Consider the following 23,615-nt stretch of genomic DNA (forward strand, 5'->3'; position numbering starts at 1 on the left):
TTTACCCATCAGCGGTCATTTAGCTTAAAATCGGAAGCTTACGATTGTAGTGGATTTAGGTATGACACCGTTAATTCTAATTTTAGTAAGCTACCTGATCGGCTCCCTTTCTTTTGCCGTGATTGTCTCCAAAGCCAGTGGTTTAGCCGATCCGCGTAGTTATGGCTCGGGCAACCCTGGTGCCACAAATGTTTTACGCAGCGGCAATAAAAAAGCAGCTTTGCTCACTTTATTAGGCGATGCACTTAAAGGCTGGCTGGCCATTGTGCTGGCGCAGGCTGCGGCCCGCTCTTTAGGTTTAGGTCCAGAGGTGATTGCTCTGGCCGCTGTCGCAGTCACAGTTGGCCATATGTGGCCTATCTTTTTTAGCTTTAAAGGTGGCAAAGGCGTGGCAACCGCAGCGGGTATTTTGCTGGCGCTGGATTGGCGTGTTGGATTATTAACGCTGCTGCTTTGGTTGGTGGTCGCCAAGGGAATGAAAATTTCTTCTCTGGCTGCACTGCTGGCCGCCTTGCTTGCGCCCGTACTGGCTTGGGTCTGGTTGACGTCTTCTGCGCAAATTGCGGCTGTGTTTGTGATATCCGTGCTACTGATCTGGCGTCATGAAAGAAATATCAGGGATCTATTAACAGGAAAAGAAGGGCAGATTGGTGAGCAGGTCGATAAACAATAATTCGTCGTTAATACGTATGGTGCTGGCCGGCCTTTTGGTCGGCCTTATTCCTTTAAGTCTGGTCAGATTGTGGACTGCTGCTTTGCATGGCAGTACGGCACTGTTGGGTGAAGCTGATTTCTGGCAGGCGCTTTTAATGGGTTTTCGTTTTGATTTAAAAATATGGGCTGTTGTATGGATTTTGTTTTGTCTGCTGGCTCTGGTGCTTAATCTGGCCGGTAAGCGTTCCTGGCTTGCAAGTGTGGGCCGTATCTATTTTGGTTTTGGCCTCGCAGTGATTAATTTACTGGCGGTTTGTAATCATTTTTATTATGGCTACTACCGCAGCCCGTTTAATCCGATTGTGTTTGGTCTGCTTGAGGATGACACATGGGTTGTGCTCAAAACGATATGGCAGGATTACTCTGTCATTCGTATTTTGCTGGGTGTGTCGGTATTGGTTTTTGTGCAGTTAAAGCTCTGGAAAAAAATATTGGTCTGGGCAGAAAAAGTGCCGCACCCTGTGCGTCGCCGGGTGCGCTGGCCTGCCTGTGCTGGCTTGATTGTGCTGCTGGCCCTGTCAGCTAGGGGTAGTTTGGCGAGTCAGCCTCTTAATCCGGAAAGCTTTGCTGTTTCATCAAATCGCTTGCTCTGTGATCTGGTGCCTAATGGTCCTATTGCCTTGCATGCAGCATGGGTAGAGCGGCAGGAGCAAATTGATATTGGCCCTGATGTGACTGCGGGCTTGCAGGGGCTGGGGTTTGCCAGCCCTGTTGCGGCCGCACAGGTGCTGGGCTGGAATGTCCATACGGATGATGAAGTGATGGCGGCAATGTTCAGAAAGACGGCACAAAATGATTATCTGCTACAGCATCCTCCGCATGTGGTGATGAGCCTGATGGAATCATGGGGAATGCAGGCCATCTCTAGGCAGGCAGCAGATAACGATGTGCTGGGCAGAATGGCTAAACACACTGGCGAAGATTACTGGTTTACTCACTTTGCATCGGGCCGCAGGGGGACTCACCCGTCTTTAGAAAATCTGCTGATCAACACACCTCTTACTCCTTTGACTCAGGGCTCGTTTGGCAGTGTTTCTTATGCTTCTTCGGCGGCTAAGCCTTATAAGGATGCAGGTTATCGTACCATTTTAGTTTTCGGGGGAAGCGGGGGCTGGCGCAGGTTGCAAAGTGCGTTTTCAAAGCAATATTTTGATGATGTGCTGGATATGAATAATATCAAAGCGGCCTACCCTGAGGCGAGTGTGGCCGATGCGGGCTTGCATGATGAGTACTTATTCCGTTTTGCCTTTGATACTTTGCAAAAAGCCGATGCAAAGGGGCAAAAAGTGATGATGTTTATTTTGTCGACCACCAATCATCCGCCTTTTGTGCCTAGTATTCTTCCCAAGCATTACGTTGTTAAGCCGATCAATATGGCCAAATTTAATGATGTAACGCTTCCACCTGCTGAGGCAAAGCTGGCATTGCAGGCCTTTCAGTATTCATCTGATGCTTTAGGTGGCTTTATTGATCAGATCAAAGCTTCAGGTTTCGCGGATAAAACATTACTCGCGGCGAGTGGCGATCATCATCTTCGCTCGTTTTTTAAGTTAAAAATGAATGAAGATTTGCACTGGCTTGATCGGGTGCCTTTGTATTTGCGTATTCCGCCTGCCTACCGTTTCAAAGGGAAATATATGGCAGATAAAGAGGGTGGACATCGGGATATTTTCCCTACGCTCTATGCGCACTCATTGTCTGGCGCAAGTTATCCTGGCTTTGGCGAAGATATGCTTTCAAGTACTTGGCAGGGCGCGGGTTTGGGTGATTTTAATGATCTATATACGCCGGAAGGGGTGGCCGTGGGGCTGGAGCACAGCACTTGGCTGCATTGGAATACGGCTAAAGATAAGTTGCTGCCTTTGGAAAATCCTCCGGCCGCTTTACAAAAAGCGGTACAAACCGAGCGGGCAAGGCTGGGATTGCAAGACTGGATGATTCGGGTTCAGGCTGTAAAAAAACAACTGTAATGTTAATTGTGTTGCTGGAATGCCCTAGGCAAGTGCATTAAGCACTTGCCTAGGGTTACATGCTTGCTCTCAGGCATACTTGTTATTGGCACGAACAATCTGCGCTTTTTCACGCACCCATTCGCGATCTTTTTCGCTATTACGTTTATCGTGCTGCTTTTTACCCTTGGCTAAACCGATATCCAGTTTAATGAAGCCGTTTTTATAATGCATATTGAGTGCCGCCACGGTGTAGCCTGCACGTTCAACTTTGATCGATAATTTCTCGATTTCGCGCTGATTTAGCAATAATTTACGCAGGCGGGTAGGCTCAGGCAGTACATGGCTTGATGCGCTGGTGAGTGGCGAGATATGTGCGCCCATCAGCCAAAAGTCACCACGCAGATACACGACGTAAGATTCTTTGAGCTGCACACGGCCAGCGCGGATTGATTTGACTTCCCAGCCTTGTAGCATAAGGCCCGCTTCAAAACGTTCTTCGATAAAGAAGTCGTGAAAAGCCTTTTTATTATCGACGATCGACATCGCAATGGGTCCGGTTTTGTTTCACTAAACCTCGATTCTAACACTTTACGGAGTAAGTCATAGATGCAGAGAATTCGCGTCATTTATACCGGCGGCACAATCGGTATGTTGCCAAGCAGCGATGGCTATGCGCCCGCGCCAGATTATTTGCAGCAGCAGTTGCAAAACCTCTATCCAGGCTTGTCGGTGCTGGAATACTCTCCGCTGCTTGATTCAAGCGAAATGACGCCCGCTTTATGGAATCGCATCGCGGCTGATATTGCGGCGGATTACGATGATTACGATGGCTTTGTGGTGCTGCACGGCACAGATACCATGGCTTATACCGCTTCAGCGCTCTCTTATATGCTAGAAAACCTGGCTAAGCCTGTGGTGGTGACTGGGTCGCAAATTCCATGGTGCGAGCCGCGTAATGATGCCATTGAGCATGTTGCGGCAGCATTGGCATTAGCCTCAGTGCCCGGTTTTTGTGAGGTAGCTGTGGTGTTTGCTGGGTTGTGCCTGCGTGGCAATCGGGTGCGTAAAGTGGATTGTGACGGCATGGCTGCTTTTGCCTCACCTAATGTGCCTGCGCTTGGTTTATGGCAGGCTGGGCATTGGGAGATGTCTACTATGGTCCCAGTCATGACTAAACCGCTTGGTTCGTTTCGTTTGCAGCCGGTGGCGGAAAACGCCCACATTGTGGCTGCAAAGTTAGCACCAGGTTTTAGTGCAGAATGGCTGGCATTGTCGCTCACGGGCCTTGATGGTGTCGTACTGGAAACCTTTGGCGCGGGTAATGCGGGAAGCCAGCCTGACCTGAGGGCGGCATTGGCGGAGCAAAGCCTAGTGGTGAACTGTACGCCTTGTCTGCAAGGATCGGTAAAAATGGGTCGTTATGCCGTAAGTGGCGGTCTGGCTGCCTTAGGTGTACTTGATGGTGCAGATATGACGCCGGAAGCCGCACTGGCTAAACTCTACTATGTGCAAGCTAAGGGTATGGACAGGAATGAGCGGGCCGCTCTCTTTTTGAAGCCTCACTCGGGTGACCGGCTTACTTAAGCGTTTTTATAAAGAAGTCTGAAAAGAGATAAATCTGATTTTATTGTAGGGGAAGGGGGCTTAAATCTAGCAGATTGCTTGGCGTTTTAGCCGAGCTGTGCTATAGTGCGCCCCTGTGTTCGACGGCGGGTCTCCCCGCATAGCTAGAAGGTTAACCTGGTCAGGTCCGGAAGGAAGCAGCCACAGCTTTTGATGCTAGTGCCGGGGGTTAGGCTCGCCACCTCCCCATTCTTAAATTCTGCGGTTCTTCGCAGGATGTGTAAATTCCAGAGTTTGTTTTGATGCAACGATGAAACGCGCAGTGCGTTCATCGTTGTTTGTGTTGTATTGGCTTGGATCATTGTTTTAAACGGATGTTTTTATCAGTCACCCCTGATTGATCCATATCAATACCCCTGATGCCCAAATGCCTGATGATACTTATCACGCGAGCTTGATGCTTCGTGTATCTCCAGTGGTAAATTGTGCGCCGCGCACTGTCGCGGCGCTTTTTTTTGTCTGCATTTACTTGTTTTCGTAAAAATGGGTCAGCATAATGCGGCATCTCTCTTTTGAAGATGCTAATGAAAGCCCTTTTTGACCTCTTCTCAGTTATTCTGTTTTTTGTAACTTATTCCATTACCAAAAGTATTTATGCGGCTACAGGCGTGGCAATTGTCACTACGACGGCGCAGGTGGCATGGTCCTGGTTTAAATATCGTAAAGTTGACGGCATGTTATGGTTAAGCTTTGGCCTGATCACGGTGCTGGGTGGTGCCACTTTGTTATTGCATAACAAAGTGTTTATTTTGTGGAAGCCTACCGTACTGTATTGGGTGTTTGCCCTTATTCTGTGCGGGTCGCGCTATGTCAGGGGTAAAAACCTGATGCAAAGCCTGATGGGCCCGCAAATGACCTTGCCTGCTAAGCTTTGGGATAAAGTCAATCTGGCTTGGGTATTGTTTTTTATCTGTATGGGTGTGCTTAATCTTTATGTTGCATTTAACTACAGCGAAGATCTCTGGGTTAAATTCAAGATGTTTGGCACGCTGGTATTAACGCTGGTATTTGTGCTGCTGCAAGCCTTGGTGCTTTCACGGTATCTTAATGATCAGGCTGAAGATAAAAAGGAGCCGTCCTGATGCTTTACGCAATAATGGCAAGTGATGGCGAAAATAGCCTAGAGCTGCGCTTGGCTAACCGGCCAGCACATCTGGCAAGGCTTCATCTCTTGAAAGAAGAAGGCCGCTTGATCCTTGCGGGACCTTTTCCTAGCGTTGATGCAACAGACCCGGGTGCAGCTGGTTTTTCTGGCAGCTTAATTGTAGCCGAATTCGATTCTTTGCCTGCTGCGCAAGCCTGGGCTGACAGTGATCCCTATTTAAAAGCAGGGGTTTATGTAAACGTTACTGTGAAACCCTTTCGCCATGTCCTCCCCTAGCGTTATGATTGTCGAAGAAATACACTCACGCCTTGGCGTGTTGCAGCCTGAGTATGTCGATATTGACGATGATAGTGCATCGCATGCTGGTCACGCAGGTAGCGTGGCAGGTGGCGGGCACTATGATCTGACTATTGTCTCTGCCCAGTTTGCAGGCAAAAACACCCTGGCTCGTCACCGGATGGTGATGGCCTTGTTTGTGGATTTAATCCCGCACCCAATCCATGCGCTCAGTATTAAAAAAACACTGACGCCGGACGAGTTGTAAACTCTATTGAACCTAAGCTCTACTGACTTTAGAACAAAGGACTGAACACATGCGTCAACCGAACCGTATTGCTCTTGCTCTCACTGCTTGCTTCTTGTCTGCTTCATTTGCGGCAACCGCTGCAAACGTTGCAACCGTGAATGGCGTTGCTATCCCTGATAGCAAAGTTGATTTCTTTTTGAAGCAAGTGGCTGAACGTGGTCAGAAAGATAGCCCTGAACTGCGTGCACGTATCAAAGAAGAGCTGATTCGTAACGAAGTACTGTTCCAAGAAGCGCAAAAGAAAGGCGTGGAAAAGAACGCAGATGTACAGCAACGTTTGGATATGGCCAAGCAACAAATTCTGGTTGGCGCTTATGTAAATGACTACGCCAAGGCAAATCCAGTCAGCGATGCTGATCTGAAGAAAGAATACGACAAGATCAAAGTCAACTTCAGCGGTAAAGAATACAAAGCGCGTCATATTCTGGTTAAAACAGAAGAAGAAGCGAAAGCGGTGCTGGCTGATCTGAAAAAAGGCAAAAAGTTTGAAGATATCGCTAAGGCGAAATCTGCAGACAAGGGTAGCGCCGTTAATGGTGGTGACTTGGGCTGGTCTACTCCTGCTAACTACGTGAAAGAATTTGGTGAAGCGCTGAGCAAATTGCCTAAAGGCAAGATCTCTGATCCAGTGAAAACCCAGTTTGGCTGGCACGTGATTAAGCTTGATGATCAGCGTGAAGCGAAAGGCCCATCGTTTGAAGAGGTTAAGCCAGAATTGATGCGCGAGCTGCAAGGCCAGCGTGTACAAAAAATGGTTGAAGAATTACGTGCTAAAGCAAAAGTAGAGTAATTGGCTTTTTGCATAAAAAAACCCCGCAATTGCGGGGTTTTTTTATGTCTGCTGTATTGCTTTTAAATGGCTAAGTTGCAAATAAGTGCCATTGATTGCAGATAATAAACACCTGTTTTTGTTCCGCCAATAAAAATGCGGCTTTATCAGCCGCATTTTTATAAGCAATTAAACCGCTGCCTTAAAAAGTAAACCCCGGCTGATGTCACCGGGGCAACGATCGGGCATATATTTAAGCAGGTACTTTATCCATAAAAGTAATGGTTTTTATGGCCGGAGCCGTAATTTGCAGGGCGAGGCCACCACATGACGTTTCGCGGTATTTTGCGTCCATATCTTTGCCGGTGGCATACATCGCAGCAATCACTTTATCTAAAGACACTTTAGGGCTGCTGCTGCGGTGCATGGCCATACGGGCGGCGTTAATGGCTTTAACTGCGCCAATCGCGTTGCGCTCGATACATGGGATTTGTACTTGCCCGCCAACTGGGTCGCAAGTCAGCCCCAAATTGTGTTCCATGGCGATTTCTGCGGCCATACAGACTTGGGCTGGGCTGCCGCCCATGAGTTCAGCAAGGCCGGCAGCGGCCATAGAGCAAGCAACGCCAACTTCACCCTGACAACCTACTTCAGCGCCAGAGATGGATGCGTTGAGCTTATACAAGCAGCCAATTGCACCAGAGGCTAAGAAGAAGCGCAGTGCGCTTTCTTCATCCAGTGGTTTAATAAAGTGATTGTAGTAAGACATCACGCCAGGAACGATGCCGCAGGCGCCATTGGTAGGTGCCGTAATCACGCGGCCGCCGGCCGCATTTTCTTCGGACATAGCCATCGCATACATATTCACCCAATCCATCACATTGAGTGGATCATTGGCCACATCCAGCGAGCTGGTCAGCAGATGATGCAGGGCAGGGGCACGGCGAGGAATACGCATCGGGCCGGGCAGATTGCCTTCGGTTTTCATGCCGCGTTCAATGCTGCTTTGCATGACGCTCCAGACCCGTACAAAGTGAGCTTTGATATCGGCGATATCATGGAAGGCTTTCTCATTCTCGAGCACAAGAGCCGAAATAGATAAGCCACTGTCCTCACACATATTCAGCAAATCATCTGCGCTTAAAAAGTGATGGGGCACGGGAATATCGTTGCAGCTACCTTGGTTGAAGTGCTCTTCATCCACAATAAAACCGCCGCCAATCGAGTAGTAAGTCTTGCTGAGGCAACAGGTATCACCCACAAAAGCGCGAATCATCATGCCGTTTTCATGTAGGGGCAGATAGCTGTCCTGAAAGGCCAAGCTAAAGCCAACACGCTGCTGGGTGCGGCCGAGGCAAATCGTACCGTTTTGCTCTACTTCGTGAACGATATTAGCCATATTGTCTAAATCAATCGTATCGGGCAGATTGCCTGCTAAGCCAAGCATGATGGCGTGATCGGTACAGTGGCCCTTGCCTGTGAGCGAGAGTGAACCATAGCAATCCACTGCAATTTTGGTTACGGCATTAAATTGGCCGGTTTCTTTTAATGTGCCTAAAAACTGGTGGCCTGCTTTCATTGGGCCGATTGTGTGCGAGCTTGATGGGCCAATACCAATTTTGTAGATATCTAAGGTGCTGAACATGGCTGTTTCCTTGTAAAAACAGCCTGCCACCAAGCGGGGGCTGCCGGGCTTAAGCTTTATCTCTTGGGGAAAAGTGTTTCTTTTCCTCGTTGTGATCACTTAAGTCAGGCAGTCCGCGGGTGAAAAGCAGGCTGTATATAAAGCGGGTGGTGTTTAGGCAAAGAGGCTGTAGAAGATTGCAGAGATCGCAATCAGACCAATCATGACCACAAACACATTGCTGGCTGCGCCGGAATACTTACGCATTGCTGGTACTTTACGGATGGCGTACATCGGCATCAGGAACAGCAGTACAGCAATCACTGGGCCACCTAAGGTTTCAATCATTCCCAGAATATTTGGGTTGATTGTGGCCACTAACCATGTGGTGATCAGCATAAAGATTGAGGTGTAACGTTCAAGCTTAGCTGTTGAGATTGTTTTACCTTTTTCACGCAATTGTTTGATTACCAGACCATGCAGACCTTCTTTTGCACCAAGGTAATGGCCAAGGTAGGACTTAGTAATCGCGATAAAGGCAATGATCGGAGCCATCCATGCAATAACAGGGTTATCAAAGTGATTAGCAAGGTAGGACAGAATCGAAATATTTTGTGCTTTAGCAGCAACTAAATCAGCAGGTGCCAAGCTAAATACGCAGCTAAATACAAAGAACATGACCGACAACACCATCATGATGTGGCTGCGCAGCAAGATTTTCGATGCGATTTGGTCTTCTTTACCTGGGTGAAGCTTTTTCTGACCTACAGCAAAAGAAGAAATAATAGGTGAATGGTTAAACGAGAACACCATTACCGGGATCGCAAGCCACATAGTTTTGTAGAAAGACGCGCTAGTCAGTGCATCACCCAAGCTGCCTGCCTGATCGATGACTGAGCTGTTCCAGTTTGGAATCAGATAAACAGCAAGCAGCATTAAGGCAATCACAAAGGGATAAACCAAGACGCTCATGGCTTTAACGATGAATTCACCACCAAGGCGCACAATAGACATCAGGCCTAAGATCAGACACAGGGCAAAAATACCGCGTGTTACTAAATCTGTCCCAACAGGGATATGCATCTGGTGCGTTAAAAAAGACAGCACAGTGTTGGTAATCGCTACGCTGTACACAAGCAGGATCGGGTAAATCGCAAAGAAATAAAGCAGGGTAATGATTTTACCTGCGCCTTTACCAAAGTGTTCTTCTACTACCTCGGTAATGTCACCGTCTTTTGTTGAGCCGGATAATACAAAGCGGTTGAGCCCGCGGTGAGCAAAAAAGGTTAATGGCAAAGCTAAAAACGCCATTAAAACTAGCGGCCAAAGACCACCAATCCCTGCGTTAATCGGCAAGAATAAAGTGCCCGCGCCAACGGCAGTACCGTAGAGGCCAAGCATCCAAACGGTGTCGTGTTTGGTCCAGGTTGGTGCGCTGCCAGGCAGTGCCAGATCATTGAGTGTTGTGTCAGACATGATGTTTTCTCTAGATAAAATTAATTTTTTAAGTGTGTATGTTTAAGTCGATCAATCTGGATCGTTGGTTTCTCTTTTAGTTAGTACTGTTTTTCAAATAGCGATAAAGCGTGGGTTCTGAAATCGAGAGTAAAGAGGCTGTTTTTGCAATAAACCCTTTCACTAAAAAAACGCCGTTTTGTTCAAGTTTTTGCACAATGTCTTTTTTATCGGTGCTGCTTAAATGTTTGGCGGCAATTGGGTAGCTGGCTAATGCCTGATTAATAATGTCGTCGCCTAATTCTTCTACTGAGTGGCTGAGTAATTCTTCGCTGGGTGTGTTTTCTTCGTGCTGAAAATACTGATGCAGTAATTCGCTGGCTCGTTGCAGGTGGTGGTCGTTGCGGTTAATGCACAACATGGCAAAGGGTTTTCCTGCTTCATCCTGAAGCAGCATGCTGGAGCTGCGCAGGCGATGGCCGTCGAGTGTCTTGCCCTGGTAGTTAGTACGAAAAGGTGCTTTGGCGCTGTTCTGACATTCGTGCAGCAAGCGCAGTGCAAAATCTGTGGCTGGAGCGCCCACTTTTCGTCCCGAGATTGGGTTCTTGATAATGCACAGCGATTTTTCCAGCTGATTCATATCGTGAACCGCCACCTCTGTCGATTCCCCAAATACTTGTGATAGGAAATCTGAAAGGATGTCTAGGTCTACCGAGATCTTCATGATAAAAAATTCTTGTCTTGATAAGTTGGTGTGGATTCTACTCCCGAATTTTTGTTCCTGATGTTGGATTAAGTACGTTTTTTGATGCGCATCAATAAAAAAATTTTCACGGAAATAAAAAATTATTAATACAAAATGTCAAAATTTTAATGCTAAATGGAATATATTATGTTTAGCTGCGTGTTTAGCGCCTTATTTATCCTTGTGTGGTTTTTTTAGAAATTCGTATTATTTACTTTTTTGTTCTTATTGGATTGGGTGCGAAAAAAAACAACACCCTCCATTTTATGAAGTAAAAGTGTTGTTTTTTTGTGGGGTGACGGGGTTTTAAGGGGGATTTGGTGGCTGTTTTTAGTGGGTATGGGGGCGGTTTAAATGTCAAGAGTGCGGCTGACGAACGGACAAGTCAGGTGCGAAGACGATGCCAGAGTATGCCCAGTAACTCATGTAAGGCAAAACTGCTGCGGCTCAGCGCCTGTGCTTTTGGCATAAATGAAAGGATGGAAAGTGGCTCTTGGTTTGCGTAGTCTGTTGCAGCAGTAGTTACACGAAATCCGGAGTTTTCAAAAGCCATTTGCGCTCTTTGCATATGTGCGGCTTCGGTGATCAGCACAATTTTGGCGTTTTTTCCAAGTAGCCTGACGCTCAGGCTGGCATTTTCTTGGGTATCAACTGATTCACTTTCGACCCAGCGCACCGGCGTATTGAATTCTTCACGCAAAATTTTCGCCATCAGTACCGCCTCACTGATGCCTCCCAGGGGTTTTCCGCCAGTCACCAATACAGGAAGCTGACTTTTTTTCGCAATTTGAGCGGTATAGCGCAGCCGGGCCAGTGTGGCGTTATTGATGGTTTCCCCTTCTGGCTGATCGTAAGCGGCAAAGCGTTTTCCCCCGCCTAAGCAGACAATAGCCATTGCATCGCCGGGAATGCTTACGAGAGCAGGAGGTTCAATCATGAGCAGCAAGCGCTTCTCAATAACGGGCATTGAAAGAACAGTAAGGCTTAATATACCGGCCGCAATCAAACCGCGCCCAAGGCGAGGCTTACGAGTCAGTAAAATTAAGCCAGTAATCATCAGCAATAAAAACAGGCCGGGCGGCAGTAAGCACGCGGCAATAGCGTTTTTAGCGAGTACGGCAGAATGCATGGGGCTTCCTGATTGGTAAGTGTGGGGGGGGCATGTTTGGGGGGATTATATAACGGGCTTCCCACTGCAATAGAACACTGAAAGAAAGTGCTTGCCGAGGGGGGGGGTGAAATGCCGAAAGTTAACTTAAATGAATAATAGGCGCAGCCAAATGCACAAAGAGCCGCAATGGGCGGCTCTTTGTGCGGGGGTGAAAAAAGCAGGTTTTATTCGCCCAAATACGCTTGCTGAATCTTAGGGTTGGCCAGCAGGTTTTCTGCAGTATCTGCTAAGGTGATTTTTCCTGATTCCATCACATAGCCACGGTTGGCGGTTTGCAGGGCCAGTTTAGCGTTTTGTTCTACCAGCAGCATGGTAACGCCTTCGGCTGCGATCATTTTGATGATCTCAAAAATCTTTTGCACAATAATCGGTGCAAGACCCATCGATGGCTCATCCAGCAGCAGCAGTTTGGGGCGGCCTAAAATGGCGCGGCCAATCGCCACCATTTGCTGCTCACCACCAGACAGCGTGCCTGCCAGCTGCTTCATCCGCTCTTTTAGTCTTGGAAAAAGGTAGTACACGCGCTCCATATCATGCTCAATGCCTGCTTTATCGTTGCGCGTGTACGCCCCCATTAAAAGGTTTTCTTCGACGGTCAGGCGGCTGAAAATGCCCCGGCCTTCGGGCACCATAATCAGCCCTTGTTTGACATAATCGTAGATAGGTTTTTTAGCGGTCGACAGGCCATCAAACAAAATATCGCCCGAGCTAGGGCTGCACATGCCGATCAGTGTTTTCAGGGTTGTGGTTTTACCTGCGCCATTGGCACCAATCAGGGCGACCAGCTCGCCCTGGTGGATTTCTAAATCAATTCCTTTTACGGCATGAATGCCGCCGTAGGCCACTTTTAAGTCTTTTACTTGTAATAATGGGCTACTCATTTTTGTGCAACTCCTTGAAAAGCTTCGCGCCCATTATTTTTTGAGGGCGCTGTGGCTTGCAGTAATAGCTTACTTATTCCGGCGCAACGCCCAGATAGGCTTCAATCACTCGGGGATCGTTTTTTACAATGTCGGGGATGCCTTCGGCGATTTTCTTGCCGTAATCGAGTACCGCGATGCGATCACATAAATCCATCATGAGTTTTACATCGTGCTCGATCAGCAAAATAGTGACGCCATCGTTCCTGATTTTTTCCATCAGCTTTTTCAGATCGTCTGTTTCTTTTGGGTTCATCCCCGCCGCCGGTTCATCCAGTGCCAGCAGCTTTGGGCGTGTTGCCAGTGCACGGGCAATTTCCAGTCGGCGCTGATCTCCATAGGATAAGTTGCGGGCCAGCTCTTTTGCGTGCTTGCTGATCCCTACATAGGCAAGGAGCTCAGTTGCTTTAGTGTGGATGTTCTGCTCTTCTTTGACCGCTTTGGGGCTATGGAAAATCGCGCCCAGAATGCCGGAATGAGTGCGCACGTGCTGGCCTACCATTACGTTTTCAAGTGCAGTCATATTGGCAAAAAGGCGGATATTCTGAAAAGTGCGGGCAATGCCTGATTCAACAACGATATTGGGTTTTTGGCGGAATAAATCCAAGCCATCAAAACGAAAGTGGCCTTCATCTGGCTGATACAGCCCGGTGAGCACATTAAATAGCGTGGTTTTGCCTGCGCCATTGGGGCCGATTAAGCCGTAAATTTCGCCTTTATTGATGGTAAGCCCAACACCAGACAAAGCATGCAGCCCGCCAAAACGCTTGGTAATGCCTTCAATTTTTAACAGTAATTCGCTCATGCTTTTGCCTCCTCATCTTTTTCGTGAAATTCTGCTTTGCGGCGCTTGGACGGCCACAAGCCTTCGGGGCGGAGCAGCATAATCACGATCATGGCAAGGCCAAAAATCAGCATGCGTAAGTTTTCCGGATCGACCACTTTACGGCCAACCAGGGCGTGTTGCAGTGGATTGATCACGTCCCGCAAAATCTCTGGTGTGATCGATACAATAATCGCACCCAGAATCACGCCAGGGATATGTCCCATCCCGCCTAAGACCACCATACACAGCACCATGATGGATTCCATCAGAACGAAGGATTCAGGTGAAACAAAGCCTTGGAAACTGGCAAATAAAGCCCCGGATACGCCACCAAAACTCGCTCCCATGGCAAACGCCAGTAGTTTGATATTGCGGGTGTTGATACCCATTGCATTTGCGGCAATTTCATCTTCACGAATGGCCACCCAAGCCCGGCCAATACGAGAGTTTTGCAGGCGCATGGAGACAAAAATAATCAAAAGACAAAACGCCAGAATCAAGTAGTAGTAGAGGTGTACTTTTTCAAAAGAGAGGCCCAGAAACTCAATAGGGCGGCCAAAATCGTAACCGGCTACATGAATGCTTTGAATATTGTTAATGCCCTGTGGCCCATTGGTGATATTGATGGGGCGATCTAGGTTGTTCATAAAAATACGGATAATCTCACCAAAGCCTAAAGTAACGATGGCCAAATAATCACCGCGCAGCTTTAAAGTGGGTGAGCCTAATAAAACGCCAAACAGCCCGGCAACTAAGCCCGCCATTAATATCATGACTGGAAAAGAAGGAGAAATAAGCCAGACAGGCAAAACGGCAGCCAAATGAGGTGAGTTTAAAATGGCATACAGATAGGCGCCTACGGCATAAAAAGCGATATAACCTAAATCCAGAAGACCTGCGTAGCCGACAACAATATTCAACCCAAGGGCCAGCATGATATAGAGCAGAGCAAAGTCGATGGTGCGAATCCAGGATTTGCCGCTTTCAAAGCTGCCTGTTAATGCAAAAGGCAGGACCAGCATCACGACCGTCAGCATCGCCATAGCGATCAGGCGTGTGCGGGGATTTTCAAGTTTTAATAGCATCATGTTTCCCCTGGGCATTAAGCACGGTCAGCAACACGCTCGCCCAACAGGCCGGACGGACGGAAGACCAGTACGATAATCAGTACGATAAAAGCGAAGATGTCTTTGTAGTTACTGCCAAAAGCACCACCGGTTAAATCGCCCAGATAGCCAGAGCCGAGGCTTTCGATGAGGCCGAGCAATAGCCCGCCTAATACAGCGCCACCTAAATTACCAATCCCGCCCAGTACCGCTGCAGTAAAGGCTTTCAAACCAATCAGAAAGCCCATATAGGCATGAGCCTGGTCGTAATTCGCCGCCACCATAACGCCTGCTACCGCGCCAAGGGCTGAGCCAATCATAAATACCATGGAAATGATGGAGTTGATATTTACACCCATTAAGCCTGCAACTTCCGGGTTTTGGGCGGTAGCACGCATCGCACGGCCTAGCTTGGTGCGCTCAATCAGAAAAAACAGGCCAGCCATTAAGGCTAAGGCCAAGCCAATGATGGCAATTTGCAGGCTGGTAATGGTTGCGCCGCCAATTTCATGCACGGTGCTGGGCAAAATAGCAGGGAAAGGGCGGTAGTTGCGGCCCCAGATGAGCATGGCGGCTTGTTGCAAGACAATGGATACGCCAATGGCTGTAATCAGAGGGGCAAGCCTTGGGGCTTTACGCAGCGGACGATAGGCAATTTTCTCAATCGCATAGCCTAAAAGAATCGAGACAGGCACGGCCATCATAAAGCCAATTAATAAAAGCATCGGGCCGGGCAAGGCAACATTGTGGCCAATTAAAACATTGATACAGGTAATGGTGACCATCGCGCCAATCATAACAATCTCGCCATGGGCAAAATTGATCAGCTGCATGATGCCATACACCATGGTGTAGCCAAGGGCAATCAGCGCATAAATGCTGCCGACAACCAAGCCATTAAAAATTTGCTGGAGAAAAATATCCACGTTGTTTAGGCCTAAGTAAGGAGTGCAGATGCGATTGAATAAGACCATTACAGTTTGGTCTGAGTACAAAAATTAACCTTGAATAATTGCTTCGGATACTTGTGAATTTCCCCAACTGGCAATCTGGGGTGAGGGCGTTTTAAACAAGAAGATTAAGGTTTATTGGCTGATGTATTTTATTTAGATATCAGTACATTGTTATTTAATTGGCATTGTTTTAAATGCGTAATTCATTTTTTAAAACAGAAGGATAGGGGTTTTGTTCTGTAACTGAGCAGGAGGGATTCATTTAAGGCCACTTAATCGGTGCTGAGGTATAAACCCTAGGGAATGGCGGGGGTGAGCTTTGTATTAGAAAAGGATATTAGCCAGGCTGGGTTGAAAGTTGGCGGGCTAAGAATAGACAGACTGTTGTTTACAGAAATAAAAAAGCCACCGGTAATGATCCGGTGGCTTTGGGCAGGCTTATTTCAGGCCTGATTAAAACTGCTTGGTTTGAACCTGAACTAAAGGCTCAGTAGTATGATCACTTGCTGGCGCAGCTGCATCACGGCGCGGCGCACGAGGCGTATCTGCTACCGGCTTCGCTGCTACTTCCGCATTGCCTGCTGCTTGTGTTTCAACTTGTTGCAGCATAGGCGCTTCGTTCACAAGCTGAGTGTTTGCAGCTTGCACATCGCGGCGACGGCGGCGTACTGGTGCTACAACAACTGGCTCTTCGGCAGTAGCCGGTAGGCTGCGGGTAGCAACCATCACCAGCCCTGCGGCTTCAGGCGTACCAATTTGTAATGCGGGTGCTTGTGCAGCAGGCGTTACAGGAGCAGGTACAATAGGCGCTGGCTCAGCAAGGTTGACGGTCACAACAGGGGCCGCAGGAGCTGCAATCGGTGCTGGCGCAGCAACAGGCTCTGCAACGACAACAGGTGCAGGTGTGCTTACAACAGCTGGCGCAGGAGCAGGGACAGCAATGGCTTCTGCCGCCGGAGCAGCAGGAGCCGGAGCAAGCACCGGAGCAGGAGCAACAACCGGAGCAGCAGGAGCAACTTCAGCAACAGCAGGCGGTGCTACTGGTGCAACTGGCGCAGCGGCAACTTCCAATGGTGCAATAGTGACTACAGGCGCAACAGGTGCAACATTTACAACCGGAGCAACTACCGGAGCAGGTGCGGGTGTACTCACAACAGGCGCTGGCGCAGGTGCTGAAGCTACAAAGCCGGGTGCTGGTGCATCAATCGCTGTGAAGGCTGCTTCTGCACCGCTGGTTTCAACACGTTCACCACGGCGTTCACCACGACGGCTACGGCGACGACGGCTACGTTGTTGCTCGCTTGCTTCATCCGTGTTGTTTTCTGCGACAGGTGCACTTAACAACGCTTCTGTATTACTTGCTGCAGCTGCTTCTTTGCGTGGCTGACGTTCCTGACGTGGTGGACGCTCGTTACGCGGGCGTTGTTCTGCCGGGGCTTCGCTGCGTTCAGTGCGATCATTGCGCTCGTTCCGTTCACGTGGCTCGCGGTTTTCACGCGCTTCACGATTTTCACGGCTCTTTTGCAAGTCTTCTTCGATGCGTGGTTTGCCACTGCCGCGACGTGCCTGTGCGGGGGCTTCTTCATTACGGGCAGGACGCTCTGCGCGTGGTGCCTGGCCTTCACGTGGCTCACGCGGCGGGCGCTGGCCCCTATCATTACGGTTGCGCGAGTTGTTTTGCGGACGCGCAGCAGCCACAGGCTTAGGTGGCTCTACCGGAGCAGCAGGCTCACCTTGGAACCAAGTCAGCAGTTTTTTCCACAGTGATGGTGCAGCAACGGTGTCGCTCGGTGCGGCAATACGATCACGGGCAGAGATGGGTGCTGGTTGGTCAGGGGTAATGCCCTTAACCATGGCTTCTTGGCGCTTGGTTTGCTCTTCTTTCACCTTGCCTGGTTGGTAGCCAGTTTCACTTGGCTGATCAACCATTTTGTAGGAAGGAATAACGTCTTCATTGCTGCCAATGTCTTCGTGACGCAGGCGCGACAGATTGTAGTTGGGGGTTTCCAAATGGGTATTTGGAATCAGTACCACACTGACTTTCAGGCGTGCTTCAAGTGCAAAAATTTCTGCACGTTTTTCATTGAGCAGGAAGGTCGCAACATCAACCGGCACCTGTGCATGAATCGCACCGGTGTTTTCCTTCATTGATTCTTCTTGAATAATCCGCAGGATATTGAGTGCGGAAGATTCGATACCGCGTGTAAAGCCGGTGCCGTGGCAGCGCGGGCAAGCGATATGGCTAGTTTCTTCCAGCGAAGGCTGCAGACGTTGACGGGATAATTCCATCAGACCAAAGCGGCTGATTTTGCCTGTCTGAACACGGGCACGGTCGTGGTGCAGGGCGTCGCGCAGACGGTTTTCAACCTCACGCTGATTCTTTGGGTTTTCCATGTCGATAAAATCGATCACGATCAAACCACCCACGTCACGCAAACGCATCTGACGGGCGATTTCGTCAGCGGCTTCCATATTGGTGCGTAATGCGGTTTCTTCGATATCGGCACCCTTGGTGGAGCGGGCCGAGTTCACGTCAATAGAATAAAGCGCTTCGGTCTTGTCGATGACAATGGCGCCGCCAGAAGGCAAATTCACTTCGCGGGCAAAGGCCGTTTCGATCTGATGCTCAATCTGGAAGCGTGAGAACAGTGGCACATCATCCTGATAGAACTTCACGCGGTTGACATTGGCCGGCATCACATGGCTCATAAACTGGCGTGCTTGCTCGTAAATATCGAGCTTATCAATCAGCAGTTCACCGATTTCTGGCTGGAAGTAATCGCGGATGGCGCGGATAACTAAGCTTGATTCCTGATAAATCAGGAAAGCACCTGTTTGGGTAGAGGCAGCGCCTTCAACCGCACGCCAAAGTTGCAGTAGGTAGTTTAAATCCCACTGTAATTCTTCGGCATTGCGGCCAATGGCAGCAGTGCGGGCAATCAGGCTCATGCCGTTTGGTGTTTCAAGCTGATCAAGAACCGCACGAAGCTCATTGCGCTCTTCGCCCTCGATGCGGCGAGAAACACCACCACCGCGTGGGTTGTTTGGCATCAATACCAAATAGCGGCCGGCAAGGCTGATATAGGTGGTCAGTGCTGCGCCCTTGTTACCCCGTTCGTCTTTTTCGACTTGAACGATCAGCTCTTGGCCTTCTTTGAGCGAGTCACCAATACGCGGGCGGCCATTGCCGTCGCCATTGTCGTTAAGGTAGGCGCGAGCCACTTCCTTAAACGGCAAAAAGCCATGGCGATCGCAGCCGTAATCGATAAAGCAGGCTTCAAGGCTAGGCTCAACGCGGGTAATGACCCCCTTGTAGATATTGGATTTCCGTTGTTCTTTGCCAACGGTTTCGATGTCAAGGTCGACCAGCTTCTGACCATCAACAATCGCAACGCGCAGCTCTTCAGCTTGCGTTGCGTTAAATAACATACGTTTCATAAAAAAGACTCCGGCACGCACTCACGCGGCAGGAATTAGGTTCTGGCATGCCCAGTGTAACTGCCTGAACGCAGGCGGTTAATAAGTGCCCGCATCATATTGATGGCGCTGGGAGAGGTAGGCTGTTTCCATGCAATTATTTACAGCGGCCTGCAAAAGGGCGGTGAAGTTTATACCTGGGCTTGGAAATCGGCCTAAAATCCTTGTTATGCAATGATTTAAACAAGGATCTGGATTCGGTTTCCTGCTGGTTTTTATTCTTCTCTCACCTTTTTTTTGCGGCCATTACAATGGTGACTAGCTGCCGAACGTACCATACCGGCGTTTTTACTTGTTTTTCTGTAAAAGTAGGCCAGTACGCTAATAAGAATCCGATGAGTGCTTTATATATATAAATCAATTACCATCGCTGCTTTTTGCGGTGAGCGAGATAACCGCTTCCCGGAACTTGTTGCATCAGCTTGACGGCAGATAGGCGAGCCCCGCGCTCGCGCTCCCAGTTTTGCTAAGACTGGCTTTTTGTGCCAGTTGGGAGGGGCAGAGCATATTTCTCTACGGCGGGAAGGTAATCGCCGACTGTATCGTCTTGCAGTATTGCTTTAAGAGCGGGATCTAAAAGTGGCCTTAGCCACCTTGCGCAGTGCTTGTCCTGAGGGGGCTGTTAAAAAGTCCCTTATCAAAACAAGCCCTTGCGGTAATCGTTGCCGTTGCGTTTTTATCGCACCGGCCAACCTGCTACAACCTTCTGGGTTGTGGCGTGCGGAGAGTATAAGTCAAGATGAAGGGCAGTAGCAAAGCATCCGTCACGTTCCTGACCGTGGATGAAGAAGATGCCGGCCAAAGGCTGGATAATTTTTTGTTAAAACACCTCAAGGGCGTACCAAAAAGTCATGTATATCGCATTGTGCGTAGTGGTGAAGTTCGCGTAAATAAGGGCCGCAGTGATGTAACGTATCGCATCGCTGCCGGTGATGTTTTACGTTTGCCGCCGGTTCGTGTTGCAGAAAAGCCAGATGCCGCGCCTGCTGTGGCGGCTTCTCACCGTATTGATATACCGATCATCTTTGAAGATGATGCCATTTTAATTTTAAATAAACCTGCTGGGCTTGCTGTTCACGGTGGCTCGGGTGTCAGTTTTGGTCTGATTGAGCTGATTCGCGCTCAGCGGCCGCAAGCTAAATTTCTGGAATTAGTGCACAGGCTGGACAGAGAAACGTCGGGCATTCTAATGGTGGCCAAAAAGCGCTCTGCGCTGACTGTTTTGCAAGATGCCTTGCGTGATAATCACCGGATTGATAAGCGATATTTGGCTTTGGTGAAAGGTGTGTGGGAAAATCCACGCAGCCATGTCAAATTTTCTTTGTTGAAATACAACACTGCCGAAGGTGAGCGCCGTGTGCGTGTTTCGCCGGAAGGTAAGATTTCGCACACGGTTGTGAATCGCCGTCAGGTCTGGAAAGATTGCTCCTTGCTGGAATGTGAGCTTAAAACTGGGCGCACTCATCAGATTCGGGTGCACCTTGCTGCAAGCGAGCATCCAATTCTGGGCGATGAAAAATACGGTGACTTTGCTTTAAATAAAATATTACCAAGGCAAGGGCTGCGGCGCATGTTTCTGCATGCATGGCGTCTGGTAGTTGATCATCCTATTACAGGTAAATCATTAGAGCTGGAAGCGCCTTTGCCGCCCGAATTACAATCTTATATCGACCAACTTGAGAAAACGCATGCCTAAGCAATTTGATTTGCTGGTTTTTGATTGGGATGGCACCTTGATGGATTCCACGGGCACGATCGCTCGTGCCATTCAATCGGCTTTTGCAGAGGTTGGTTTACCCGTGCCATCAGATAAAGAAGCGCGGTATGTCATTGGATACGGTATGCATGAGGCCATGCAGCATCTTGCACCTGAAGCCAGTGCCGCGCAGATTACCGAGGTTGTTGGGGCGTACCGGCGTTTTTATTTAGCCCAGGATCAGGATGTGGCTTTATATGACGGGGTGCTGGATGCATTGCCTTTATTTGCTGATGCAGGCTTTCAAATGGCCGTGGCAACGGGGAAATCCAGGGCAGGTTTAGACCGGGTCCTGGCCTCTACGGGGCTGGATGCGTTTTTTAAAGTGACGCGCACGGCCGATGAAGCGTTTTCTAAGCCTCATCCTGCAATGTTGCATTACATTCTGGATAAATGCGCTGTGGAGGGGAGCCGGGCAGTGATGATTGGTGATACCACGCATGATTTGCAGCTGGCTCAAAATGCGGGGACGCAAAGTTTGGCGCTCACCTATGGCGCACACAAATTGCCTGAATTATTAACATGCAAGCCGTTGGCACATTTTGATGATTTCCATGCTTTAAAAGACTGGATTTTATTAAATGCCTGATCGGGTGCTGTGCCAGAGCCAGGACTTAGCAGAGCGGGGCCTGGCACTGCGCTTTACCCTGCTGTGGGGAGGGCGTGAACGGAATGCTTTTGTACTTCGGTATGATGGCCAAGTGTATGCATATATTAATGAGTGTGCGCATATACCGATTGAGCTGGATTTTAATCCGGGGGATTTTTTTGATTACTCCCGCTCTTGGCTTGTTTGTTCTACACACGGCGCATATTATGCGCCCGACACGGGTCTTTGCCTGGGCGGCCCTTGCCCTGGCCGCAAGCTTGTTTCTTTACCGGTTCGCGAATACGCGGGCCAAGTCTGCCTGATTGAGGAAAAAACACAGCATGAATGAATCCTGGGAACGCGAACAATTACAAAGTTTGCTGCAAGCCGGTATTAAAGAAAGACGCAGTGCGCGCCGCTGGAATATCTTTTTTAAGCTGGTCACTTTTAGTATTGTGATTCTGATTCTGGCCATGATGATGGGCTGGGTGGGCAAGAAAGCCAGTGACGAGCTGGCTGGGCCGCATACAGCCGTGGTTCGGCTGGAGGGTGCTATTTCAGCTGGGGGTGAGGCGGATGCAGCAACCCTGATCGAAGGGTTAACTGCTGCTTTTGAAGATAAAAACACCAAGGCCGTGATCCTGCAAGCCAACAGCCCAGGTGGCAGTCCGGTGCAGGCAGGGATGATGGCCGATGAAATTGCCCGCTTGAAAAAACTGTATCCCCAGATTCCTTTTTATGTGGTGATCGAGGAAATTTGTGCTTCTGGCTGCTATTACGCAGCCGCAGGCGCAGACAAAATCTACGCGGATAAGGCGTCTATGGTGGGCTCGATTGGCGTACTGATGGATGGCTTTGGTTTTAGTGGCGTCATGGAAAAACTGGGTGTCGAGCGTCGTTTGCTGACTGCCGGAGCCAATAAAGGATTTTTAGATCCTTACTCGCCAATGAGCCAGGGCCAGCGTGATAAAGCACAGGTCATGCTGGATGAGATTCATCAGCAGTTTATCGCGGTGGTTAAAGCTGGCCGCGGCAATAAGCTGGCCGATAACCCGGATCTTTTTTCTGGACTGGTGTGGAGTGGTGCCGCCAGCGTCAAAATGGGTCTGGTTGATGCATTAGGCTCGGTGGACAGCGTGGCGCGTGATGTGGTTAAGGCGAAAGACATTGTCGATTTCACTCCCCGCCCAAGTTATGCAGACCGTCTGGCCCGCCAGATTGGGGTGTCTGCGGCAAACAAGCTGGTTTCAGAATTTAATTTACAGTTGAAGTAACGGCGGCGTGGGCATGTTTCCTTGCCCGCACGCTTTATCATATTGGCTTGTGCAGGTGGGTGCAGCAATGTACCCGCCTTTTATCTTTAAAAGGAGCTCAGCATGGCACGCAAGCGCAGGCACGAGGAGCATGATAATCATGAGCGCTGGTTAGTGTCTTATGCAGACTTTATTACCCTGTTATTTGCTTTTTTTGTGGTGATGTACGCCATTTCATCGGTGAATGAAGGCAAATATAAGGTGTTGTCAAATTCAATGGTGGATGCTTTCAAGCAAACACCAACGAGCAAAGAAGTGATCAAACAAAACCAGCCTGTTGCAGGTGTGCCGGATAAGCTGGTGGTGCTGACCGCCGTATCTACCCCTACGCCCAGCCCTAAAGTGGCTGAGCAGACACAAAAAATGCAGGGCATGGCCGGTGATTTAAAAAAATCGCTGGGCACTTTGATTGATCAGGGCAAGGTGCGCGTCACTCAGTCTAAGCGGGGGATTGCGGTAGAAATCAGTGATTCGGTTTTGTTTGATACTGCCAAGGCGGATTTGCACACTGAATCTGCCACTGCGCTGATTGCGGTGGCTGAGATGGTTAAAAATACGGATAACCTGATTCAGATTGAGGGTAATACGGATAATCAGGCTATGCGCTCTGGGCAGTTTCCTTCCAACTGGGAATTATCTGCGGCCCGTGCCGCTAGTGTGGTGCGTTTATTTGTTGATGTAGGCGTAGCGCCGCAGCGCTTGGTGGCTATCGGCTATGGCGAGTTTCGGCCACAAGGCAGTAATGACACCCCGGAAGGCCGGGCCAGCAACCGCAGGGTGACTTTGAATATCCTTGCTGATAATAAAGACGAAGTGGCGGTGCTGCCCTTGGGAAATGAGGCCAAGCCTGCACCCGCTCCCTCTGCGCCTAAATAAACCAAGTGCATCAGTTGGGGCTACCCATGAATCAAATCTGCAGACACAGAGAGCA

22 protein-coding genes and 1 other RNA gene are annotated in these 23,615 nt (G+C 49.2%); 13 read left to right on the top strand and 10 right to left on the bottom strand.

The genetic code is table 11. The features are described from left to right. Positions 1 to 61 precede the first annotated feature (61 nt). Positions 62 to 673 (top strand): glycerol-3-phosphate 1-O-acyltransferase PlsY, encoded by a 612-nt coding sequence (gene plsY, locus DYD62_RS08020; protein WP_115226844.1) that lies wholly within the window; start codon positions 62 to 64, stop codon positions 671 to 673. Further along, positions 651 to 2,684: an LTA synthase family protein gene (locus DYD62_RS08025; protein WP_132038613.1), complete on the top strand. Its 2,034-nt coding sequence runs from the start codon at positions 651 to 653 to the stop codon at positions 2,682 to 2,684. The genes plsY and DYD62_RS08025 overlap by 23 nt, the downstream gene beginning before the upstream one ends. 69 nt (positions 2,685 to 2,753) lie before the next feature. Here DYD62_RS08025 and smpB read toward each other — a convergent pair whose 3' ends face one another. Beyond that, the gene (gene smpB / locus DYD62_RS08030; protein ID WP_099399112.1) at positions 2,754 to 3,209 is read right to left on the bottom strand and encodes an SsrA-binding protein SmpB; all 456 of its coding nucleotides are present in this window, start codon (positions 3,207 to 3,209) and stop codon (positions 2,754 to 2,756) included. A gap of 63 nt (positions 3,210 to 3,272) precedes the next feature. On the opposite strand from smpB, the gene DYD62_RS08035 reads away from it, so the two are divergent. The 6 genes from DYD62_RS08035 (at position 3,273) to DYD62_RS08065 (ending at position 6,770) form a co-directional block, all read left to right on the top strand. After that, positions 3,273 to 4,250 (top strand): asparaginase domain-containing protein, encoded by a 978-nt coding sequence (locus DYD62_RS08035; protein ID WP_115226846.1) that lies wholly within the window; start codon positions 3,273 to 3,275, stop codon positions 4,248 to 4,250. Positions 4,251 to 4,374: 124 nt separating this feature from the next. After that, positions 4,375 to 4,472, top strand: an RNA gene (ffs, locus tag DYD62_RS08040) — signal recognition particle sRNA small type. Positions 4,473 to 4,813: 341 nt separating this feature from the next. After that, a complete protein-coding gene (locus DYD62_RS08050; RefSeq protein WP_115226848.1) occupies positions 4,814 to 5,371 on the top strand; it encodes a septation protein A in 558 nt (185 codons plus the stop codon). Then, on the top strand, positions 5,371 to 5,670 hold the full coding sequence (locus tag DYD62_RS08055; RefSeq protein ID WP_115226849.1) for a YciI family protein: 300 nt from the start codon (positions 5,371 to 5,373) through the stop codon (positions 5,668 to 5,670). Before DYD62_RS08050 ends, DYD62_RS08055 begins: the two co-directional genes overlap by 1 nt. Next, positions 5,657 to 5,938, top strand: a complete 282-nt coding sequence (locus tag DYD62_RS08060) for a BolA family protein (protein WP_115226850.1) — start codon at positions 5,657 to 5,659, stop codon at positions 5,936 to 5,938. Before DYD62_RS08055 ends, DYD62_RS08060 begins: the two co-directional genes overlap by 14 nt. Positions 5,939 to 5,987: 49 nt before the next feature. Continuing rightward, on the top strand, positions 5,988 to 6,770 hold the full coding sequence (locus DYD62_RS08065; protein WP_115226851.1) for a peptidylprolyl isomerase: 783 nt from the start codon (positions 5,988 to 5,990) through the stop codon (positions 6,768 to 6,770). A 232-nt stretch (positions 6,771 to 7,002) separates the two neighbouring features. Here DYD62_RS08065 and DYD62_RS08070 read toward each other — a convergent pair whose 3' ends face one another. The 9 genes from DYD62_RS08070 to DYD62_RS08110 form a co-directional block, all read right to left on the bottom strand. Beyond that, positions 7,003 to 8,394, bottom strand: coding sequence for an L-serine ammonia-lyase (locus DYD62_RS08070; RefSeq protein ID WP_115226852.1), 1,392 nt, complete (start codon positions 8,392 to 8,394; stop codon positions 7,003 to 7,005). Between the two features lie 153 nt (positions 8,395 to 8,547). Then, complete coding sequence (locus tag DYD62_RS08075) at positions 8,548 to 9,849, bottom strand: HAAAP family serine/threonine permease (RefSeq protein WP_115226853.1); 1,302 nt, start codon at positions 9,847 to 9,849, stop codon at positions 8,548 to 8,550. Between the two features lie 76 nt (positions 9,850 to 9,925). Beyond that, a complete protein-coding gene (locus tag DYD62_RS08080; protein ID WP_115226854.1) occupies positions 9,926 to 10,552 on the bottom strand; it encodes a helix-turn-helix transcriptional regulator in 627 nt (208 codons plus the stop codon). Between the two features lie 406 nt (positions 10,553 to 10,958). Next, on the bottom strand, positions 10,959 to 11,702 hold the full coding sequence (locus DYD62_RS08085; protein ID WP_115226855.1) for a YdcF family protein: 744 nt from the start codon (positions 11,700 to 11,702) through the stop codon (positions 10,959 to 10,961). A 206-nt stretch (positions 11,703 to 11,908) separates the two neighbouring features. Then, positions 11,909 to 12,625 carry an ABC transporter ATP-binding protein gene (locus tag DYD62_RS08090; protein ID WP_115226856.1) on the bottom strand — a complete coding sequence of 239 codons (717 nt, stop codon included), beginning with the start codon at positions 12,623 to 12,625 and terminating at the stop codon, positions 11,909 to 11,911. A 73-nt stretch (positions 12,626 to 12,698) separates the two neighbouring features. After that, on the bottom strand, positions 12,699 to 13,469 hold the full coding sequence (locus tag DYD62_RS08095) for an ABC transporter ATP-binding protein (RefSeq protein ID WP_115226857.1): 771 nt from the start codon (positions 13,467 to 13,469) through the stop codon (positions 12,699 to 12,701). Next, on the bottom strand, positions 13,466 to 14,578 hold the full coding sequence (locus DYD62_RS08100) for an ABC transporter permease subunit (RefSeq protein ID WP_115226858.1): 1,113 nt from the start codon (positions 14,576 to 14,578) through the stop codon (positions 13,466 to 13,468). Before DYD62_RS08100 ends, DYD62_RS08095 begins: the two co-directional genes overlap by 4 nt. 14 nt (positions 14,579 to 14,592) lie before the next feature. Next, entirely contained in the window at positions 14,593 to 15,522 is a 930-nt protein-coding gene (locus DYD62_RS08105; RefSeq protein WP_099398492.1) for a branched-chain amino acid ABC transporter permease, read from the bottom strand. Between the two features lie 480 nt (positions 15,523 to 16,002). Continuing rightward, on the bottom strand, positions 16,003 to 18,987 hold the full coding sequence (locus DYD62_RS08110; protein WP_115226859.1) for an Rne/Rng family ribonuclease: 2,985 nt from the start codon (positions 18,985 to 18,987) through the stop codon (positions 16,003 to 16,005). 778 nt (positions 18,988 to 19,765) lie between these two features. Here DYD62_RS08110 and DYD62_RS08115 point away from each other — a divergent pair. The 5 genes from DYD62_RS08115 to motD all read left to right on the top strand — a co-directional run bounded on the left by DYD62_RS08115 (position 19,766) and on the right by motD (position 23,560). Continuing rightward, positions 19,766 to 20,722: an RluA family pseudouridine synthase gene (locus tag DYD62_RS08115; protein ID WP_115226860.1), complete on the top strand. Its 957-nt coding sequence runs from the start codon at positions 19,766 to 19,768 to the stop codon at positions 20,720 to 20,722. Then, positions 20,715 to 21,371, top strand: a complete 657-nt coding sequence (locus DYD62_RS08120) for an HAD-IA family hydrolase (RefSeq protein WP_115226861.1) — start codon at positions 20,715 to 20,717, stop codon at positions 21,369 to 21,371. Before DYD62_RS08115 ends, DYD62_RS08120 begins: the two co-directional genes overlap by 8 nt. Beyond that, the gene (locus DYD62_RS08125; RefSeq protein ID WP_115226862.1) at positions 21,364 to 21,720 is read left to right on the top strand and encodes a Rieske (2Fe-2S) protein; all 357 of its coding nucleotides are present in this window, start codon (positions 21,364 to 21,366) and stop codon (positions 21,718 to 21,720) included. Before DYD62_RS08120 ends, DYD62_RS08125 begins: the two co-directional genes overlap by 8 nt. Continuing rightward, positions 21,713 to 22,645 (top strand): S49 family peptidase, encoded by a 933-nt coding sequence (locus DYD62_RS08130; RefSeq protein WP_115226863.1) that lies wholly within the window; start codon positions 21,713 to 21,715, stop codon positions 22,643 to 22,645. Before DYD62_RS08125 ends, DYD62_RS08130 begins: the two co-directional genes overlap by 8 nt. Before the next feature lie 102 nt (positions 22,646 to 22,747). Further along, positions 22,748 to 23,560 carry a flagellar motor protein MotD gene (gene motD / locus DYD62_RS08135; protein ID WP_115226864.1) on the top strand — a complete coding sequence of 271 codons (813 nt, stop codon included), beginning with the start codon at positions 22,748 to 22,750 and terminating at the stop codon, positions 23,558 to 23,560. Positions 23,561 to 23,615 lie beyond the last annotated feature (55 nt).

This window comes from Iodobacter fluviatilis (assembly GCF_900451195.1).
In the GTDB taxonomy this organism is placed as follows: domain Bacteria; phylum Pseudomonadota; class Gammaproteobacteria; order Burkholderiales; family Chitinibacteraceae; genus Iodobacter; species Iodobacter fluviatilis.